At 37.6% G+C, this 17,297-nt stretch carries 21 protein-coding genes; 8 read left to right on the top strand and 13 right to left on the bottom strand.

Features of this window, described 5'->3' with window-relative positions; all coding sequences use genetic code 11:
• Window positions 1-232 (bottom strand): sigma factor (locus tag M901_RS04900; protein ID WP_021277069.1); only part of this gene is annotated, 232 nt, incomplete at its 3' end.
• 60 nt (window positions 233-292) lie between these two features.
• Between M901_RS04900 and M901_RS04895 the strand changes: the two genes are divergently transcribed.
• Both M901_RS04895 and M901_RS04885 read left to right on the top strand, forming a co-directional pair.
• Window positions 293-1,336 carry a cytochrome-c peroxidase gene (locus tag M901_RS04895; RefSeq protein WP_021277060.1) on the top strand — a complete coding sequence of 348 codons (1,044 nt, stop codon included), beginning with the start codon at window positions 293-295 and terminating at the stop codon, window positions 1,334-1,336.
• 628 nt (window positions 1,337-1,964) lie between these two features.
• Window positions 1,965-3,041: a porin gene (locus M901_RS04885; protein ID WP_021277056.1), complete on the top strand. Its 1,077-nt coding sequence runs from the start codon at window positions 1,965-1,967 to the stop codon at window positions 3,039-3,041.
• Between the two features lie 21 nt (window positions 3,042-3,062).
• On the opposite strand, the gene M901_RS04880 is transcribed toward M901_RS04885, so the two are convergent.
• A complete protein-coding gene (locus M901_RS04880; RefSeq protein WP_021277073.1) occupies window positions 3,063-3,497 on the bottom strand; it encodes a hypothetical protein in 435 nt (144 codons plus the stop codon).
• Between the two features lie 144 nt (window positions 3,498-3,641).
• Between M901_RS04880 and M901_RS04875 the strand changes: the two genes are divergently transcribed.
• Together M901_RS04875 and mgtE are read left to right on the top strand one after the other, a co-directional pair.
• Window positions 3,642-4,484: an endonuclease/exonuclease/phosphatase family protein gene (locus M901_RS04875; RefSeq protein ID WP_021277059.1), complete on the top strand. Its 843-nt coding sequence runs from the start codon at window positions 3,642-3,644 to the stop codon at window positions 4,482-4,484.
• An 86-nt stretch (window positions 4,485-4,570) separates the two neighbouring features.
• Window positions 4,571-5,935: a magnesium transporter gene (gene mgtE / locus M901_RS04870; RefSeq protein WP_021277074.1), complete on the top strand. Its 1,365-nt coding sequence runs from the start codon at window positions 4,571-4,573 to the stop codon at window positions 5,933-5,935.
• Here mgtE and M901_RS04865 read toward each other — a convergent pair.
• The 4 genes from M901_RS04865 to soxR all read right to left on the bottom strand — a co-directional run bounded on the left by M901_RS04865 (window position 5,912) and on the right by soxR (window position 8,055).
• On the bottom strand, window positions 5,912-6,448 hold the full coding sequence (locus M901_RS04865; RefSeq protein WP_021277076.1) for an AAA family ATPase: 537 nt from the start codon (window positions 6,446-6,448) through the stop codon (window positions 5,912-5,914). The genes mgtE and M901_RS04865 overlap by 24 nt on opposite strands.
• A gap of 30 nt (window positions 6,449-6,478) precedes the next feature.
• Window positions 6,479-6,952 (bottom strand): hypothetical protein, encoded by a 474-nt coding sequence (locus tag M901_RS04860; RefSeq protein WP_021277067.1) that lies wholly within the window; start codon window positions 6,950-6,952, stop codon window positions 6,479-6,481.
• A gap of 66 nt (window positions 6,953-7,018) precedes the next feature.
• A complete protein-coding gene (locus tag M901_RS04855) occupies window positions 7,019-7,291 on the bottom strand; it encodes a hypothetical protein (protein ID WP_021277055.1) in 273 nt (90 codons plus the stop codon).
• Between the two features lie 380 nt (window positions 7,292-7,671).
• Window positions 7,672-8,055, bottom strand: a complete 384-nt coding sequence (gene soxR, locus M901_RS04850; protein WP_021277065.1) for a redox-sensitive transcriptional activator SoxR — start codon at window positions 8,053-8,055, stop codon at window positions 7,672-7,674.
• Window positions 8,056-8,148: 93 nt separating this feature from the next.
• On the opposite strand from soxR, the gene M901_RS04845 reads away from it, so the two are divergent.
• Window positions 8,149-8,826, top strand: a complete 678-nt coding sequence (locus M901_RS04845) for an SDR family oxidoreductase (protein WP_021277057.1) — start codon at window positions 8,149-8,151, stop codon at window positions 8,824-8,826.
• A gap of 69 nt (window positions 8,827-8,895) precedes the next feature.
• Here the strand turns inward: M901_RS04845 and M901_RS04840 are convergent, their stop codons facing one another.
• Window positions 8,896-9,246, bottom strand: a complete 351-nt coding sequence (locus M901_RS04840; RefSeq protein WP_021277071.1) for a cyclophilin-like fold protein — start codon at window positions 9,244-9,246, stop codon at window positions 8,896-8,898.
• A gap of 138 nt (window positions 9,247-9,384) precedes the next feature.
• Between M901_RS04840 and M901_RS04835 the strand changes: the two genes are divergently transcribed.
• Window positions 9,385-10,431, top strand: a complete 1,047-nt coding sequence (locus M901_RS04835; protein WP_021277075.1) for an NAD(P)-dependent alcohol dehydrogenase — start codon at window positions 9,385-9,387, stop codon at window positions 10,429-10,431.
• 45 nt (window positions 10,432-10,476) lie between these two features.
• Here the strand turns inward: M901_RS04835 and M901_RS16275 are convergent, their stop codons facing one another.
• The 3 genes from M901_RS16275 to M901_RS04820 all read right to left on the bottom strand — a co-directional run bounded on the left by M901_RS16275 (window position 10,477) and on the right by M901_RS04820 (window position 13,531).
• Window positions 10,477-11,451, bottom strand: coding sequence for a cupin domain-containing protein (locus M901_RS16275; RefSeq protein ID WP_198295344.1), 975 nt, complete (start codon window positions 11,449-11,451; stop codon window positions 10,477-10,479).
• Window positions 11,452-11,453: 2 nt separating this feature from the next.
• A complete protein-coding gene (locus M901_RS04825; protein WP_021277070.1) occupies window positions 11,454-12,509 on the bottom strand; it encodes a hypothetical protein in 1,056 nt (351 codons plus the stop codon).
• 86 nt (window positions 12,510-12,595) lie between these two features.
• The gene (locus M901_RS04820) at window positions 12,596-13,531 is read right to left on the bottom strand and encodes an alpha/beta fold hydrolase (protein WP_021277058.1); all 936 of its coding nucleotides are present in this window, start codon (window positions 13,529-13,531) and stop codon (window positions 12,596-12,598) included.
• A 72-nt stretch (window positions 13,532-13,603) separates the two neighbouring features.
• Between M901_RS04820 and M901_RS04815 the strand changes: the two genes are divergently transcribed.
• Window positions 13,604-14,338 carry a YafY family protein gene (locus M901_RS04815; protein WP_021277068.1) on the top strand — a complete coding sequence of 245 codons (735 nt, stop codon included), beginning with the start codon at window positions 13,604-13,606 and terminating at the stop codon, window positions 14,336-14,338.
• A gap of 50 nt (window positions 14,339-14,388) precedes the next feature.
• The gene (locus M901_RS04810; protein WP_021277063.1) at window positions 14,389-14,853 is read left to right on the top strand and encodes a DUF5522 domain-containing protein; all 465 of its coding nucleotides are present in this window, start codon (window positions 14,389-14,391) and stop codon (window positions 14,851-14,853) included.
• A 175-nt stretch (window positions 14,854-15,028) separates the two neighbouring features.
• Here M901_RS04810 and M901_RS04805 read toward each other — a convergent pair whose 3' ends face one another.
• The 3 genes from M901_RS04805 to M901_RS04795 form a co-directional block, all read right to left on the bottom strand.
• The gene (locus M901_RS04805; protein ID WP_021277064.1) at window positions 15,029-15,913 is read right to left on the bottom strand and encodes a hypothetical protein; all 885 of its coding nucleotides are present in this window, start codon (window positions 15,911-15,913) and stop codon (window positions 15,029-15,031) included.
• A 75-nt stretch (window positions 15,914-15,988) separates the two neighbouring features.
• Window positions 15,989-16,648, bottom strand: coding sequence for a response regulator transcription factor (locus M901_RS04800; protein WP_021277066.1), 660 nt, complete (start codon window positions 16,646-16,648; stop codon window positions 15,989-15,991).
• Window positions 16,638-17,297 (bottom strand): HAMP domain-containing sensor histidine kinase (locus M901_RS04795; RefSeq protein ID WP_021277072.1); only part of this gene is annotated, 660 nt, incomplete at its 5' end. The genes M901_RS04795 and M901_RS04800, both read right to left, overlap by 11 nt.

Here is a 17,297-nt window from a genome sequence, read left to right as displayed (position 1 = left end):
CAAGCCAGCTTCGACAACCAAGATCAGCATCAAATGAATTAATATTTTTAAAAAGAGCTATATAAATCTCCTGAAGAAGATCTTCTTGATCAGCTGGGTCTAATAGAGAAAATGTCGAAGGTGCTAAGCGATAAATATCATTTTTCACACTCTTAAATAGACTATCTAGATCGTTGTTATCACGAGCTTTTTCTATTATCTCACACCATTTAGATCTTTTTTTATCAAACATTTGTAACTTTTTTTCTTAGAAAACGTATGTCTTAGTATAACCCCAATATTAGGAGACTAGATGAAAATTTTCTATACAGCAATATTTCTTATTCTTATATCTTGCTCAAGCACGAAACAAGATCAGAAACATAGTCGTGAAGTAAAACTCTTAGAGCAGGCAAGAGAAGATTTTGGTGCAGGTCTAAATGAAGTGAGTTACTTTGGAAAAGAGAGACCAAACGATAAAGTTATCAACCTAGGCCATCAACTTTTCTACGATACACGATTAAGTAAGAGCGGAACAGTCAGTTGCTCAAAGTGTCACCTTCCTCAGTTACATTTCACGGATGGTCTTAACAAGTCAATCGGAGAAAGTGGAAAGAGCGCTCCACGAAATGCCCAGACCCTGATAAATACGGCAGCTCAAATATCTCAACATTGGGATGGGAACAGAAACTCAGTAGAGCATCAAGCGGAGCGATCATTCTTTGTTCCAATTGCCTATAACTTAAAAAGCTCCCAACAAGTGAAAGAGAAGCTTATTGAAAACTCATATCAGGCTAGTTTCAAAGAAGCTTTTGGAAAAGACATTCAAAAGTTATCGGGAGACCAAGCGTTAAAATTAGCAACGACAGCAATTGGTGCATTTGAAAGAACTCTGGTTGGAGCGAGTCGCTTTGATGATTACTTAAGTGGAGATGTGCAAGTCCTAAGCACGGTAGAGAAAAGAGGGCTTAAGAAGTTTATGGAGATTGGCTGCTCATCTTGCCATGGCTCTTCTCTTGTAGGAGGACAGATGTATCAGAAATTTGGGCTTGTTGAAGATCCATATAAATATACTAAATCGACAAAAAGAGATCTTGGTCGATTCAATCATACGAAAGATGAGGACGATAAAGAGTTCTTCAAGGTCCCACCTCTTCGAAATGTCACCATGACTTCACCATACTTTCACGATGGAAGTGTTAAAGATCTCGACAAGGCAATCCACATTATGGGAAAGGTACAATTAGGGGAAGATCTCTCTCAGTTAGATCGAGCTGATATCATAGCATTTTTAAAGACTTTAGAAACAAAAGAAGATAGAATTACAGAGTTGTTTAAAATACCAACACTACCCTAGAGGATGAGATGAAACAGCTAGGCATTTTACTGGCATTAATTTCTTTCACAATACTCAATTTGTTTTTGACGAAGCACTTTATGGTCATCGTACCCTCTGAAGTGCTCGCAAAGCTATCAACTTATAGCTATCTTGTAATATCTGTACTCGCCTGCCTACTCTTCTTTATTCTCCTAAGTAACCACCTCAGAATTCGAGGAAAGGTTTTTGGAAAATCCAATGGCCTGGCGCTGATATTTATTTCTCTTCTCATGTGCATTGATCTTATCACTTCTCTTAGTTTGAATTCCATGCATTCAAATTCCCAATGTGCACAATATATAGTTCTACAATTTCTCATATTAATTCCACTCTACATTGGAATTAAATATTTTAAGAATGTCTCACATAAACAATATCTTAAACAAATGGTGCAATACCTTGTTCTTTTTAGTTCTATGCTAAGTCTTAAACTAAGTTGTGCCTCACATGATCTACACCATGTCCTTATCAGCCACTCTTTACCTTTTCTGTTATGGTTTGCTATCGCTTATCAAGCAAAACGAATTTTCTTCCTGAAAAGATAAGATTTATTCAATAAATAAATTGTGTTACCATTTTTATAGACAATATAAAAAGCGAGTTTAAGATGAAAAGGATTTCACTACTTCTTCTTGGGTCACTCCTTTGTGTAAGTGCCCATGGTATCAACATTAAAGACTTCTCCCTCTATGGAAAAATTGCTCTTGTTTCAACACTTGATTTTGAACAAGGCTCTCAAGGCCTTGGAGACAACTCCTCACGTTTTGGAATCAAATATAAGAGAAAAGATATTTTTGAAAACTGGATTGTTGGGCTTAGAGGAGAATGGTCCATAAGTTCTAATAAGAATAATAGTGGCTTTGGCTCTTCAAACTTTAATGGAAAGCAATTTGATGTCATCGCCAATGACGGTCCTTTTGGGAATAGACTTGGCTACCTTTGGATCAAGCGTGGGGACTTTACTCTCGCAGCGGGAAAAATGTGGTCAACATTCTATGATGTGGCCGAATATACCGATCTCTTTTTGACAGATGGTGCACGTGCTTCTTCTGTTTATACGGCCACAGGAGAAACTGATGGAACTTATAGAGCTTCGGAAGTCGTTCAAGCAAGATTTAAGTACAAGAACTTTCATTTTGGTCTACAGACTAAACTAACAGGAAAAGAAGAAGTTGAATATGACTTTGATGGTGATGGTACAGCTGATTCAACTCTTGTCTACAAACAAGTTCAATCAGGTTCAATCCAGTACAAAACGAAGAACTACACATTCGGTATATCTGCTATCAATCTAATGTTTGATAATGATGGGGACAGTGAATCTCAACTCTCTATCACTTACGGATTTAAGTTAAACTACAATAATTTCTTTCTCAATGGACTCTATGCAAGAGCAAAGGATCTAGAACTCAACCCAACCAATAATCGTTTTGTTCACTCAGATGGTGTTGAGGCAGTGCTTGGTTACCAATTTCTAAGTAAGGAAATATTTATGTTAGGAATTAATCGCCAATCTCGATCAGAGTCTGGAGACTTTGAGCTCCTTTATTACTATGCTTCATTAACAAAGCAAGTTAAGGACTTTCTCTTTGGAGCAGAGTTTATCCTTGGTGATAGTACCAATGTCAATGGAACTAAAGACGAAGAGCGAAAGCTGAAATTAACGGCAATGCTATATTTTTAAGGGGACTCGAAGTCCCCTTTCTTACAATTTACTTTGATTATATTTCTCATTAAATTCAGTAGGATTATCTCTCGAAGCAAAGTTCTTATAATATTTATGGGGTGACTTTCTCGCCAAGTTTTTCAGTGGACACCAGTAAACCTCAGTCCTGGCCGCAACTTCTCGAACATAAGAAATGACCCCGTTAAAGTAACTACAGTAGAGACAATTTAACTTCTTTACTCCACTAAGATGCTTCAAGTAATGACGATCAAACTTGATATAATCCGACCGATTAACCTTCTCTAAACCATAAACGGGAAAGCAAATCTGCTGATAAAGACTCACTGTAAAATCAATGAGTAGCGCAGGGATAAATTGAAAGTAAATCACTGGTGCCGTTAAGATAAGAAGTATATCCCTCATCATTTCCGACTGATTACCAACTAATTCATAAAATCTCTCTTTGAATTCCATAATCACTCCTGATCAAATAAAGTTAATAACTACCTATAATTACAAGCTAATATGACTTTTTCCATCGTCAAGACTATGATAGAAAAAATATATTATTTGGCCATTTTGCTAGATTTTGATGATCATTTAAGCTAAATTTTCTCCATGACAACACTTCGACAACGTATTCTCACTTCAATCATGGCCCTACTACTCTCTCAGCAGTGCCTCGCCTTAATACCTGAGATAAGAATCCCAAGTCCAGACCAGGCCTTGAAACATAGCGGTGTTGCTCAAAATCATTCACTCGATGCAAAGAGCATCAAATTACTTAACTGGAATATTTATAAAGGAGCAAAAAGCCTTTGGGCCTCTGATTTTGCAAAAATCAAAGAGAACTACGACCTCCTAACACTTCAAGAGATTCAAACCAAGAGTGAGGTTGAAAAGCAACTCACACAAATGGATCGCTATGAGAGTATTTATGCCTTTTCTTTCGAGTACCTCGAAGACAACTCTCTAACTGGTCTCGCAACTCTTTCTAAGGCCAACAATATTGAAAAGATATATCGTGTGACTCATGATTTTGAGCCAATAATTAAAACTCCTAAGGTCTCACTATATACAAAATATAGAATTGCGAATGAATTAGGTGAAACCGAAGCCCACCTACTTGTCGTTAATATTCATGGGATAAATTTTGTTAGAAAGCTCGCTTTTACAAATCAACTCTCCCAAGTAAGAGAAGAAATTCAAAAGCATCATGGCCCCGTTATCTTGGCCGGAGATTTTAATACTTGGTCTTCTGGACGCATGATTGCTCTGTACAATCTAACAAAGTCCTTAAAGCTCTCTCCTGTTCGCTTTACTCCAGACACGCGTAAGAAAGTTATGGGTCTAGCACTAGATCATATTTTCTATAGAGGCCTCAACTTAAAAGAAGCGAACTCACTCCATCAAATAAAAAGTTCTGACCATGTGGCGATGGAAGTAGAATTCTCACTTTAGTTAAGGTGGAAAGATTCTCACGTTTACTTTAGTCTAGGGATCACTTAAAATAAGGAAAATCAATACCTTATTTACCCGAGAATAGAATGAGCGCTAAGCCAGAATTATCATTAGAAGAGAATTTTCAGTCGAAATTAGACCAAGTTATTAATCATGAACTTGAAATACACGACTTAAAAGAGCTCCTATTAGAAATTAGAGAAGAAGATCAGACGATCTTCCAAGATCTTCTACTGAAAGTTCCTAGACCTATTCTTGCTGAAACCGTCGCCGAACTTCCTGACTACGTTCAAGAGGAAGTATCTGACTTCATCGCACCAAAGGAAATGGCCTCGATTGCCGAGGAAATGGACTCCGATGATGCTGCTGAGTTCATCAGAAATATCAGTGATAATGATGAAGACAAGGCCTCAGATATTCTTCAAGAGTTTCAAAGTGAAGAGCGTAAGGTTATTGAAAAGCTTATCTCATATGATGACGATGTGGCCGGTGCACACATGCAGTCCGAGCTCTTCAGCGCTTCCATTGATGAGCATGTGTGGAAATCTATTGATCGTTTAAAAACTCTCAAACGAACGAATCAAATTGATAATATCTACCACGTCTTTGTCACTGACCTTAAAGGAAAGTTCATCTGCTCTATTGGATTAGAAGAACTCATCATTTCAAATAAAGATGAGACTTATCAGTCCTTCTTAGATCATGGTGATTTCAATACTTCTAAAACCGTGGCCAACCACAACGAAGAAATTGAGAAAGTAGTTGAAATGGTGAGTGACTACAACCTCTCAGTTATTCCAATTGTCGATGACTATAATAATCTTGTTGGTAGGATCACTTCCGATGATGTTTATGACATTATCGAAGAACTTGCTACAGATGATATCTATCACATGGCCGGGGTAAATGCAGAGGCCGAAGATGCTGAAAAGTTAATGCCAGTCATTAAGACGAGGGCCTTTTGGCTAATGATTAACTTAATGACGGCCATCGCGGCCTCTTACGTTATCTCTTATTTTGATTCAACTATACAGGCCTTTGTTTCACTGGCCATCCTCATGCCAATTATCGCTTCAATGGGTGGAAATGCTGGAACACAGAGTTTAACGGTTACCGTTCGTCAGCTTTCAATTGGAGAGATTAGCTCTGAAGATGCGCTAGACACAATAAAGAAAGAGGTTCTTCTCTCTTTAATTAACGGACTTCTCTTCGCATTTGTTGTCGGTGTTCTCGCTTACGCCTGGTTCCAACTTCCAACACTTGGTATCGTTATCGCCCTGGCGATCATTATCAATCTTCTCTTCGCAGGACTATTTGGATCTTTAATCCCCCTACTCCTTGAAAAGCTTGATATTGACCCTGCTATAGCTAGTACAGTTCTCTTAACAACGATTACCGATATTGTAGGCTTCTTTGCCTTTCTTGGATTAGCAAAACTCATTATGTTCTAATAAAAATTCATGAACCTCACGGCGAGACTTTAGTCGATGAAAAGTCAAATGAGAATATTCAGCAGAACCCATTCGGTCTTCGATTCTCTTTTTATGCGGTTTATAGGTCTTGAAAAGCCAAAGGACAATGGAGTCTTTAGAAAACATTCTTAGAAATGACTCGCGATTTCCCGTACCCTTCCAAAGCTCAACTCCTGTGACTGCGCGGTAGATCGAACGAGAAAGATTTTGATAGAATGTTAACCAAAAAGGAAGATCAATCCAAATAATTGTATCGGCCTTAGGCCATGAGATATGATTGGTTCTGCCGTAATTGCCATCGAGAACCCAAGACTCAGACTTTGTGGCCTGGTCAATTTTTTCAAAGAACTCCTTATCGGGAGTCATATTCCAATCAGCGAGCCAAAAGAGTTCATCAAGGGAAATGTGTTGGCACCCCAGCTTTTTTGCAAGCTTTCCAGCAAATGTTGTTTTACCACTACCTGTTACACCTATGACGATGATCTTCTTCAAGTGACCAATCCCTTATAATCAATCAATTATTTAAGCGCACCTCATGTGGTCTTTAACAATCCCCTTAGCTTTACGCTCAGAAGTATTATAAGCATGAGAAACTTCTAAAACAAGACTATCTATACAAAGAGTTAACATCCTCTTGCTTTCTTCTGACAATCTATCCTGAGATATTAAATGGGCGATGGAATTAATAACGAAGAGAATATCTAAACTTTCAACATAGTGACTATAGTTTCTTAAATCAAAACTGAAGTCTTCACTATGAATCTTACGTCCTAAGTCTACGAGTGCTTGATTTAACACCGTTAAACTAGAACTTAATCTGAACTTGTTGGCAGAACGTACTGAAAAATATTTAAGTCTGGGATGATCCTTAAATTTTATTCCAATATGATCTTCAATACCATCATATAGTTTATAGACACCAATTACTTTGCCCTTACCAAACTCTAGAGAATAAACTGTATTTAACTCTTTCTCCTCTATTTTAAAATCTAACATAATAACTCCTTTGTATATGAATAAGATTAAAAGCGCCGCCTAATGGAGACGCCTGGTATTCATAAACTAGAAGCGATAATTAGTTTCACTTCTTTCTGCTCTTGCCATGTTTACGACGAGAGCACGTCCCATAAAATCTCTCTGGTGTAAGTCATTAATTGCCTTGTCCGCATCATCTTTAGATTGCATTTCTACAAATCCAAATCCTCTTGCACGACCAGTATCTCTGTCTCTTACAACATTTACATTAACAACACTCCCTACTTCAGAGAAGAGATTTTCAAGATCAGAATTTTCAATATTATATGAAAGATTTCCTACGTAAATTTTTGCATTCATTTTTACCTCCAAGGTAAATCATCTACAACAGCGACAAAAAAAGCTGTTGTATTATATGGAAGAAATATTCTTCCGGCACAAGATCGTGCTCAATTTTTATGCGAAACTTAATAACCAACATAAGACTTTCAATAGAAAGCTTAAGTAGTGATCAAAAAGAAATTTATATACCAAGAATGACTAGCTATTGAGCTATAAAGGAATTTTCGACTCTCTTAGGCTAACTCATAATGAGATCAATAGCAAACAAAGTTAACAACTTTTAACTATAAACAGAAATTAAATCAATATATAGAACAATTACATTGAGTTAGAACAATTTAAAATTTATAAAAAATGTGCCCCACTACCTTTAGCAGCTAGTTCATCATTTGGATTTCTCAAAGGACAATCTTTAACGATAGACACCCACAACCAATACAAAGACTTAATTGAGACTTCATTCTTTGTATTAACTCTAATCTCTCTGTTAAAACTCTATCCCAACTTTGCCCCAATTTCTTCCATTCTTTTGCAGTGAGGTGTTCTTTATTTTCAATAGAGCTAAAAGCTTCTTTAATCTCTTCTAAAGTGAGTCCAATTTTTTGAGCGACTTTAATATAACTTAAAAGTCTTAGCTCACGACGATGAATTCGTCTTTGGTTGCCTGCATTGCGAACTGTTCTAAGTAGACCTTTAGTCTCGTAGAAATGAAGAGCTGAGACCGCTATACCACTTCTTTTTGATACCTCACCTACAGATAAGTATTCTTTTTCTGAATTCATCTAATCACCTCTTGACCTCAAGTTAACCTGAGGTTTTATAGTATAACTCAGATTTCGCAAAAATGCGATTCAACAAGAAATTTCGGAGGACTAATGACTAAGAAGAATGCACTTATTACTGGTGGAGCAAGAGGAATTGGAGCGGCCATAGCCAAAGAACTAGCGGCGAAAGGTCAACGAGTATTCATCAACTATGTGAATAGTACCGACGCAGCAAATGCTCTTGCCAAAGAAATTACCGACAACGGTGGAGAGGCTTACCCGATCCAAGCAGATGTAAGAAATGATGATCAGATTCAGATCATGTTTGATAAGATCGAAGCTGATTTTGGTGGTGTTGATATTCTTGTTTCAAATGCAAATATGCACTTCACACAAAAGCCATTCTTAGATCAAACATGGGAGGAGTTTTCTCAAAAACTCAACGATGAAGTTCATGCTTCTTATGTTACGGCAAGACAGGCTGCTTTAAGCATGAAGAAGAAAAACTACGGAAGACTTATCTTCATTTCTAGTACTCTTTCAGAATCACCTGCCCCATCTTTTATAGCTCATGGAACGGCAAAAGGTGCACTGGATAGTTTAAACAAATATCTCGCACAAGAGTTGGGACAACTTGGAATTACATCCAATATTGTAGCCCCGGGACTTGTTCTAACAGATGCAACAAAACAAGCACCTGATGAGTTCAAAGAGTTCATTAGATCAATGACGCCGACACAGAAAATTGCAGTTCCTGAAGATGTTGCTAATACAGAGTGGCCTTCTTAGCTGATGAGCGAAGTGGTCACATAACAGGAACATATATCCCTGTTTGTGGAGGAGCTTACTTACCGTAGGCTACATAGTCTTTTCTATTAAAACTTCTGAATAATTCAGACTTTTTAAGTGGTCTAATCCGGATGAAATTCTCCCCATCTTGATTAGGCCATTTGAAAAAGAAAAGTCTTTATAAAAAATGGCCACATTTCCCCAAGGAGAATAATAAGTTATGTCACCTTCACATGGTTCGTAACCTACCGGAGCTCCTGCTGTAGATAATTTTTTGGGTGGATAAAATATTTTTTCATTTGAAGCATAATCTTCAATATCAACCTTCAAAGGTAACTGATCAAATAACTCTCTTGAAGTTGGGTTATCTTCTAACTCAATCTCTATGACAATACCCTGTTGGCTCAATTTAATTTTCATTTTCTTAATATAACGCAGTTGCCAAAACTAAACCAGACTCTATTTGTAAACTAGAGTTATCAATTCTTTAACTTAAAGTTAACAATCTTTTAGGAAATTTGGGTTATGATAGTGGCAATCAAAAAATAAGGAGATTATATGAAAACTGTTGGTTATGCCGCACGTTCAAAAGATTCAGGTCTATCACCATATCACTTCGAAAGAAGAGACTTAAGAAAAAATGATGTTGCTATCGAGATTCTCTATAGTGGTATTTGTCACTCTGACCTTCACACAGTTCATGGAGACTGGGGAGAGCAACCTTACCCACTCATTCCAGGACATGAGATAATTGGAAGAGTCATTGATGTTGGACCAGAAGTAAAAGGTTTTAAAGTTGGTGATAATGTCGGTGTCGGGTGTATGGTCGATAGTTGTCAGACTTGTGATCAATGTCACAATCATGAAGAACAATATTGTAGAAATGGGCTAACACCGACATATGGTGGTAAAGACAAAGAAACTCAGGAGATCACACAAGGTGGATACTCTAAGCATATTGTAGTAAGAGAGGAATTTGTTCTCAAAGTATCAGACAAGTTAGATATCTCTAAGGCCGCACCAATTCTTTGTGCTGGTATCACTACTTTTTCACCATTAAAGAAGTGGAATATCACAAAGGGTTCTAGAGTTGGTGTCATAGGACTAGGAGGTCTTGGACATATGGCGGTTAAACTGGCCGTTGCCATGGGCGCAGAGGTCACAGTCATTAGTCGATCAACATCAAAAGAGGCAGAGGCCAAGTCAATTGGTGCCAAAGGAATCCTTTCTTCAACTGATGCCGATGCTATGAAGAATGCAACATCATCATTTGACTTTATTCTTGATACAGTGCCAGTTAAACACGACTTTAATACTTATACTCCACTTTTAGATATTGATGGGACACTAGTGGTTGTTGGACAAATAGGGCCAATGGAAGAAACATTTACGGCGCCCCTTGTTTTTGGTCGTCGTAGAATTGCTGGCTCTCTCATTGGAGGTATCAAAGAAACTCAAGAAGTTCTCGATTTCTGTGCTGAACACAATATCCATCCAGAATGTGAAATCATTAAGCCGGAAGAAATCAATGCAGCATGGGATAAGCTTCAAACAAGTAACCCTGCTCACCGCTTCGTTATTGATATGAATACATTAGACGTTTAACATATTATAAAGGCGAAAAGGACCCGCGTACCTTTTCGCCCTTTCCTATTCAGTTTGCTCTATCCACAAGAGCCCTTTTCCTCGCATTTCTTCATTACGAGCAGGATGCTGTGGATAATATATTTTATCGTTAAGAGGTTCACACTCACCAGCACAGAGATAAAAAATATCTTCTTGAGTTTCATTTATCAGAGTATGTGCAACTCCTGAGCCGGCCTTAAAATCAACCGCATCAAAAGGTTCTAGTTGTTCTTTATTACCATCGAGCCAGACAGTAGGATTGCCACTTAAAACGAAAACAAACTCTTCTTCTACGGAGTGAGCATGAGGCCATGAGGTTCTTTTTCCAGGCGGTAGTTTTTCGAGCCAAATGGCGATATTCTTCATACCAAAATAACGACTGAGGCAAACACCATAAGAAAATGTTTCAGAATCACCAGGATATGAGTAGCTTTCTTCTGGAATATTTCTATGACCATTATAGACTTCGATATTCTCATCTCTATCTTCTGCTTTTACTGCTCCAGCAAGACCATCATGTCCCCCGAGGATTTGCTTAGGCATATCATCCCACCACTTTTCACCACATTCTTTTTTTAGAGTTGGGTCCAAGTGAAAATGATAACGATTTTCATTCTTTGTTCGATCTCCTGAAACAAAGAGCTCACAATCAGTATTTGAATTATTAATAAAGCAATGCCCAATCCCTGTACCAGCAGGAAACCCAATGCATTCACCACTTTTTAATGTTTTGATCTTACCATTAAACCACATATCAATTTGGCCAGAGATAACATAGACAAACTCTTCTTCAAGACTTTCTGCATGTGGCTCAGAAGTACGATACCCAGGAGGGATTTTGAAGTAATGTGCGGCCACGCGCTTTAGAGAAAAGAACTTGGAAAGATTCGCATTGTCACCTCCGACTTTTAATTCTTCATTAAAATGAGATTCTGTGACTCTCAGTGCATTAACAATATGGTCACCTCTTTTGAATTCTTTTTTAAGTTCTTTCTTCATCATTAAAACACGTAGGAGTAACTTATACTCGCTGACTTCGATTTAGTTTCTGTGGAATATAGGTTAGTATCATTTTCAAAATAGTTTTGCTTCTGTTGTGATTTAACAGTTGAAATAGATAGTGAAGCACTAAAAGAATGCCCTTTAGAATCATCACCCAATGAAAAGTTGAAGCTATTCTCTAAACGATTCTCACTATTTCCTCTATAGGCAAGAACATCATAAATAATTCCTGAGAACATGAAGAATCCGTCCATAAAATAACGTCCCGTATAACCTAGTCTGATTTTTCCAAGAGAAACTTCTCCTGTAAATTCTGCCATGGCCGGAACAATATCTCCTTGACCATAATTCTTGGTCTTCACATTTCTGACATAACCAGCTTCGGCCCTTAACTTCTTAGTAGAAAAGCCAACTCCAAAGCCGACTCTATCTTCATTGTCATTACTTCCGCCGCCAGGCTCACCAGTAGTCTCAAGCTTAGCTAATTGATAGAAGAAACCAAAATCAAGACCTAAGTTATAAACAACCCCTGCACTCAAAGCGGATAGATCATACTCTAGTTCCATATTCGATGTGATATCACTTCCGTTAATCGTGACGTTATAACTTTGTTTATCTGTTACAGAAGTCTTAATGATTCCAATTCCAAAACCTTCCCACAGACCAAAGGCCGCATTGAAGTTTGTTACTGTTGAATCGGTAGAAAAGCTTGTTTCTTCAGTAGTACTCGTAAACTTATCTGTACGTGTTCCCGTTCCTTGCTCAAAGAGAAGTTCTGTCGTTAGACCTTTACCCTTACCTCCATAGAAGGCACGAAAATTATTAATGTCAATTTCTCCAGTGTACTTAGCACCTGCTCCTAAATAACTAGCAGAGACATCTTGCTCGATATCAATGATATCTTTTTGTCCCTTAAGGGAAAATGTTGCGGCCGTACGACTAGAAATGGTTCCGGGGTTAGTAGATTTCATTTCTCTAAAAAGAGAAGAACTTGTAAGATTGGCAAACGAACTTGTACAAGTCAGCGCCATAATCAAAAATGCTGGTACTCTCATAAAACTCACTTATTTTATATTTATAAAAAAATTTTACACTAGTACCAACACTCCATTCTAGAGAGAAAAATAGTCAAGCTTCCACTCTAGCCATCCCATAGCCAACTTAAAATAACCTCATTCGTCTTCTCAGGTAATTCCTGCTGAATCCAATGCCCACAATCAAGACTAACCTCTTGAGCAAGAGGAACAAAGTCTTTAAGTCTTTCAAAGCGTGGAATAGTATCTTGAGTCCCATAAATCATGAGTGTAGGATGTTTAATTATGGGATCAACATCGGCCAGTAGTTGCCAATTACGATCAAGATTTCGATACCAGTTAATACCTGGCCCAAAGCCAGTTTTTTTAAAAGCTGTGACAAAGACACTCAGATCCTTTTCGCTCATAATAGGAACACCTTCAGTTTGCTCTGTTTTTGCTAATTTAATCATCATCATTTCGGGACCTAGTGGAGTAAGAGGAATATTCTTTCTAAAAAGATTCTGTAAAAAGCGTGAAGTATTCTCATCCAAGATTTGATCGGCCACTCCGGGATACTTTTTGAAATGGACAAAATAATAATTTTCTCCAAGAAACTCTTCCATCATTTCAAGCCAAGGTCTCTCGCCCCTTTCTTGGTATGGTAAGGCCATATTAATAATTCTCTCAACTCGTTGGGGATAAAGTTGAGAGAGCCACCAGATAATTCCAGCACCCCAATCGTGCCCAACGAAAGTCGCCTTGTCATAACCATAGTGATCAAGAAGACCTATTAGATCACGAGACAAATTCTCTATATCATAAGCATTCATATCTTTTGGACAAGATGAATTACCAAAACCACGCTGGTTTGGAACAATCACATGAAAGCCAGCCTCAACCAGTGCAGGAATTTGATAGCGCCAAGAGTAAGCATGTTCGGGCCAGCCATGACAGAGAATAATAGGCTTACCTTTATTTGGGTCTCCGGCTTCAAAAACCTCAAGCTCAATGGAATTGGTCTTAATCATCTTCGGTTTGGGAAATTCAATAACTTGTTTCATAGTTGTCTCCTTTTTTCCCATACTACAGACATATGTGTCACTATATGACATATTTCATGTTAGGATGAAGATATGGGAAAAGGTAGCTTAAGAGACAAAAAAGAACGCCAAGAACAGCTTATTGATTGCTTAAGATCAGAGAGCTTTTGGACCAGCGAAAGACTATGTAACCAACTCGGAATGAGTTATCGAACACTCATGAGGGACTTGGCAGAGCTTAAAGAATCAGGTGTACCAATAGAAACAGAGAAAGGGCGTGGTGGAGGAATCTCTCTCGTGGGACGCTGGGGATTAAATAGCTTGCAACTGACAAACTCCGAGGTCATTACATTATTGGTTTCTCTGGCCATCACTGAATCGATCCAATCCCCTCTTATGACAGAGAATATACACTCAATTAAAAATCGCATTTCCTCGGCCTTTCCCATAGAGCAACAGCAAGTTATCGCAAAAATCAGAAAGCGTATATTTATCGGAGACCATGCCTCCCAAGAAACTCTCCAAGGTTACAAATCGCCAAAGAAGAATATTATCAGCGACCTGACAGATAGTTTCTTTAATCAAATGAAAATCAAAATAAGGTACAAATCAGCAAAAGAAGAAATAACAGAAAGGATTATAGAACCTCAAATCCTATGCCTCATCTATCCCATCTGGTATTTTCTTTCTTGGGATGAACTTCGCGAATCCGAGCGCCTCTTTCGCATCGACAGAATCATTTCAACCTCACGAACAAATATGCCTTTTAAAATACGTAAAAAAGGTAAAATGATTGAGGGAGCGGCACAGCTATTCAGTAATATCTAACTAATTCAAAACAACTATGTTAGAGTAAGAAGAAGCAAAGAGAGAATTGAATGGATAATAATAACTCAGAATTAACATATACAAATGATGCCGGAGAAACCGTCTATACTTCGGCCTTTTTAAAAAAGCGTGGAACTTGCTGTAAAACAAATTGTCTCCACTGCCCTTATGGATTCACTCTTAAAAATCATAGTATCGAAATAGTCGAGATGAATAATAAGCAAATCAAGTTTGCTAACGAAATCGTACGCGACACAATGCCAGTTGAACAATCTGCCCTTGGGGCCTCTTTACTCGCAGGAGCTTTTGGTAAAAAAGATGAAATCAGAATTCATCATATCACCAAGACCAATTTCTCAAATTTTGCATTTGGAACATTCAAGGGCGAAGTCTGTGCTGTCATCGAATTCTCAAACAAACTCTCTGAGAGCCACGCTGGCCGCCCCATCAAAAAGCTCTACCTCAAAAAAGAATTCCAAGACCAAGGCCTCGGCCCTGAACACATCAAAAACTGACGTAGGTGCCAGACGTAGGTGCCATGCACCTTTTGTTTCGCACCTGCTAAATGTAGAATAGATTTAATTAACTTTTCTGCTCCGCTGGGCTCCGCCCATGCATTGACGTCACTAAATTGGTAATCGAGATTCTCGAGAAAAAGCGAGCCACTACAGCTCGCTTTATACTTATAAACTATTTCTTCTGTCTTTCAATCCCAGCAAACTTAACTTTAGTTTCAACTAGGAAGCAGTCACTATAATTTCTTTCTTTATTATCAAAGTCTTTTACACTGTACTTTTCAAAATGCTTTTTAACAGTCCTTTCACCACTTAATAAGATTCTCCCATGGCCAAAAGTTCCTTCACCTGAGTTAGTCTTATCAGACTCTCCAACCTTGAAGTTAATTCTATAACCAAGGTCACTATTTCCCCATCTATGAAGATCCATACCCAAAAACATTGGAATTGGTTCTTTAGGGCTTCCATTAGAACTTGTCGATGATGACATAGACCCATCTCTCCATTTAGCTGTGTACTTCCCTTTATCTCTACCGTTCTCTCTCTGTCTTAATTCTTGAATGTCATAGTGATTCTCGCTACTAGAGTTAATCCATACTTCACTCTTTACAGGCTCTCGATAGCCAGTATCTACTTGATAAGTCCATCTTCCTTCATTCATTACAGAATATGTATCTTTATCTAAGAATGACCTATTTCCATTACCTAAAATTAAAGTAGATTCAGTATTATCATTGTGGAATAGTTTTGAGTGAACAAGGCCTACACCTTTACAGTATGTTGATTCTTTTCTTCCAGTTGCAAATTTAATGGCCTTTTCTAGGTCATCACTAGCTTTCATTCCATTATACTCAAGGTAGGATTTATAAATATCTTCAAATAATGGGTGATCATTAGATATGTTACCAAGAACATCTTCAAGAATAACTTTAGCCCTTGAAGTATTTTTCTCTATCTTGTGAGCGTCCATTGCATCTTGGTAACGGTATGCAACATCAAGTCCGTTAGCATATACGCTCATCCCTAAGCCAAGTAATGTAACTATAATCATCTTTTTCATTCTAATCTCCTCGATAAGTGATTTATTGTTAAAACCATTATCGAATATCTCTATCCTCGCAATTTCACGGTCATGTCATGGTTTTGTCATGAACCGATAGCCAAGGCCCCTTACAGTTACTAAATGCTCTTTCCCAATTTTTTTTCTAAGACCCAATATAAAATTATCTACTGTTCGATCTGTTCCATCATAAGAAACTCCCCAAACAGCAGAGATAATCTGATCTCTACTAACAACTTGCCCATCTCGTTTTAAAAGAAACTCTATTAGCTTTATCTCTTTTCCTGAGAGCTCTATCGCTGAATCTGATTTTCTCAAGGTAGAGGTTTTTAGGCTGTAACGAAACTCTCCAAATACGACTTCTTCTTTGATTGAAGATCCTAATTTGCGATGAACTCTTGCAAGTAACTCTTCAAGGGCAAAAGGTTTTTCCATATAGTCATCCGCACCTAATTTGAGGCCACGGACTTTATCTTGCGTTTCAACTCTTGCTGAAAGAACAATTATTGGAATTTCATTTCCTTCACCTCTTAACTCTGAAATGACTTCAAAACCGTTCATGAAAGGCATCATAATATCTAAAATTATTAAATCAGGTGCAACAGTTCCTGCAAGATAAACTCCATCCTCACCATCAAATGCCTGTTCAACAAGAAAAGATTCAGCTTCTAATGCCTTTTTAAGTCCTAATTGAATATTCTCATCATCTTCAATAACTAATATTTTATGACTCATTTTTAATCCTTAATTCAAAGAGAGCATGTTCCTTTCCTGGATTCTTTAGCTCAATCTCACCATTCATTTGAGTCACTAGATTCTTTACAATAGATAAACCAATTCCAAGGCCATCAGGAGATGTATTCTTAGCTGATTTTGCACGGTAGAATTCTTCAAAGATTTTTCCACTATCATTTAAGTCAATTCCTGGACCTTCATCTTGAACTTGAAAATTCAAAATATTATCTGACATTTCTACTTTTAAAGTCCCACGTTTCCCATATCGAATGGCATTTTTAAGTAGGTTTCTAAGAACGACTCTCAATCTACCCTTGTCAATATTTACTGATTCTTGGATAGAGTTAGTTATAACGATCTTGTTTTTAAACTCAGAGCCTATTTCATCTAAGTAATCCTGAAACTCAGATTGATTTAATCTCATAAAATTTAGAGATTTATCTCCCCTATTTATCAGAACAATATCCTCAAAGAAGTCATTCAGTCTCTTCGATGACTTCATTAGTGCTGTAATTAACTCTTCATCATGGCCATGTTTTAAAAGTAACTCAGAATTAAGTCTTATTCCTGTTATTGGCGTTTTAACTTCATGAACAAGCTGATTTAGGAAACTAACTCTTTTAAGAACTTCTAAGCGTTTATTTTTAAG

This window comes from Bacteriovorax sp. DB6_IX, assembly GCF_000447775.1.
GTDB lineage: Bacteria > Bdellovibrionota > Bacteriovoracia > Bacteriovoracales > Bacteriovoracaceae > Halobacteriovorax_A.
This window is presented reverse-complemented; position numbering and strand designations above follow the sequence as displayed.